We start from the raw sequence: 2673 nt of genomic DNA, 5'->3' as shown, positions 1-2673 counted from the left end.
GTCCCCGTCGGCGTCCCCGGCGAGATCTACATCGACGGCACCGGCATCTCCCGCGGCTACCACCACCGCCCCGACCTCACCGCCGAACGCTTCCTGCCCAACCCCCACGGACCCGCCGGCACCCGCCTCTACCGCACCGGCGACCTCGCCCGCTTCCTCCCCGACGGCACCCTCGAAACCCTCGGCCGCACCGACAACCAGGTCAAGATCCGCGGCTACCGCATCGAACTCGGCGAAATCGAAGCCCGCCTACGTGAACACCCCCACATCACCGACACCGTCGTCACCGTCCGCGAGAACACCAACGGCGAGAAGACCCTCATCGCCTACCTCGTCACCGACACCGTGCTCGATGCTCCGGTACTGCGCGCCGAACTCGCCGACAAGCTCCCCGAGTACATGGTCCCGACCGCCTACCTGACGATCGACGCCATCCCCCTCACCGCCAACGGCAAGATCGACACCCGCGCCCTCCCCGCCCCCGACCTGGACGCGTTCGCCACCAGCGGCTACACCGCCCCGCGTACTCCGGTCGAGGAGCGCCTGGCAGCAGTGTGGGCCGAGGTCCTCGGTCTGCCGCAGGTCGGTGTCGAGGACAGCTTCTTCGACCTCGGCGGCGACTCCATCCGCGCCGTCCGCCTCGTCGGAGCCCTGCGCGCCGCCGGCTACGACGTCACCATCCGCGACGTCTTCCAGCAGCGCACCATCACCGCCATGGCCGCCGCCCTCCCCGGCAACGGCACCGGCGAGTCCCTGATCACCGCCGTCCAGCCCTTCGCCCAGATCTCGGACGACGACCGCAAGGCCCTCCCGACTGACGTCGTGGACGCCTACCCGCTCTCCCAGATCCAGACCGGCATGCTCGTCGAGATGCTCGCGGCCGAGTCCCGGGACGTCTACCAGAACATCAACTCCTTCCGCCTGCCCGACCCGAAGGCCTTCGACGCCGCAGCGTTCCGCCGCGCCGCCGACATCGTGGTCGCCCGGCACGACATCCTGCGCACCTCCATGCACCTGGAGGGCTTCAGCCGGCCGCTCCAGCTCGTTCACGCCGACGTCGAGATCCCGGTCGCCATCCACGACGTCCGCAGCCTGACCGAGGCCGAGGTGACGGCCCTCACGCTCGCCTACGTCGAGCAGGAGCACCGGAACGGCTTCGAGCTGACCGCCGCCCCGCTGCTGCGCATCTCGGTGCACGTCGAGTCCGACCGGGCCTGGCGCCTGACGTTCAGTCACATTCACGCCATCACCGAGGGGTGGAGCTACCACACCCTCCTGATGGAGCTGCTCGCCTGCTACCGCAGCCTGCGGGACGGCCTTGAGCCGGCGGCCTACGAGGTGCCGTCGGTCCGCTACGCGGACTTCATCGCCGCCGAGCAGACCGCGCTCTCCGACCCGCAGACCCAGGAGTTCTGGCAGCAGGTCGTCGACACCCACAGCCCGCTGGTCCTGCCGGACGGCTTCGCCGAGTCCGACCTGAACGGCGTCGCGGACCGCAATCACGTCCACATCCCGTTCGCGGACCTGGAGGACGGCCTGCGCAGGCTCGCGGCCGAGGCGAAGTCCTCGCTCAAGAACGTGCTGCTCGCCGCGCACCTCAAGGTGCTCGGCAGCTTCACCGCCGAGGACGCCTTCCACACCGGCGTCGTCTACCACGGCCGCCTGGAGGCGCCGGGCGCCGACCGGGTGCTCGGCATGCACCTCAACACCCTGCCCTTCCCCACCACGCGCGGTGCCGCGAGCTGGCGCGAGCTGGTCGAGCGGACCCATGCGACGGAGACCGCCATCTGGTCCCACCGCCGCTACCCGCTGCCCGCCATCCAGCGCGCCGCCGGCGGTAACCGGGAGCTGCTGAACGCCCTCTTCGAGTACCTCGACTTCCACCTCGTCGACAAGTCCTCGGTCGACGTCGAGGGCACGATGGTCGACGGCACGACCGAGTTCGGCTTCAGCGTCATCACGGTCGGCGGCAAGCTCGACCTCGCGGGTGCGACCAATGTGATCAGCTTGGCGAACCTGCAGCGCCTGGGCGCCATGTACCGGCTGGTGCTGGAGGCGATGGCCGCCGACGCCGACGGTGACGCCCGCCGTGTCCTCCTGCCGGAGGCGGAGCGCGCCCAGCTCACGACCTGGGCCGCAGGCGACCCGGTCGAGTGGCCGACGGGTCTGACCGTCGACCTGATCGAAGCCCAGGCGCAGGCCACGCCCGACGCGATCGCCGTCATCGCCGGCGAGACCCGGCTGACCTACGCCGAGGTCGACGAGCGGGCCAACCGCATCGCCCACCACCTGCTCACCCTCGGCGCCGGACCGGACGTCCTCGTCGGTGTCTGCCTGGAGCGCGGCCCCGACCTCGTCCCCACCCTCCTCGGTGTGTGGAAGGCCGGCGCCGCCTACCTGCCGCTCGACCCGTCCTGGCCCGCCGACCGCCTCGCCTACGTCCTCACCGACACCGCGACCCCGGTGATCGTCACCTCCGCCGCCCTGGCCGACACCGTCGGCGCCCAGTACGAGGGCACCCTCGTCGTCGTCGAGCGCGAGCAGGCGACCATCGGCCAGTACCCGGCGACCGCGCCCGAGCGCGCCCTGGACGGCCAGAACCTCGCCTACGCCATCTACACCTCAGGCTCCACCGGCCGCCCCAAGGGCGTCCTCGTCCACCACCACGGCCTC

General features: G+C 71.1%; 1 protein-coding gene. It reads left to right on the top strand.

The window, feature by feature from the left end:
* Window positions 1–2673, top strand: a 2673-nt coding sequence (locus ACFWA9_RS38935; protein WP_380394295.1) for a condensation domain-containing protein, incomplete at both ends; no start/stop codon positions are given.

Origin of the sequence: Kitasatospora sp. NPDC059973, assembly GCF_042737525.1 — a bacterium.
GTDB lineage: Bacteria > Actinomycetota > Actinomycetes > Streptomycetales > Streptomycetaceae > Kitasatospora.
The sequence above is the reverse complement of the archived record's forward strand: the minus strand, read 5'-3'. Positions and strand labels throughout refer to the sequence as shown.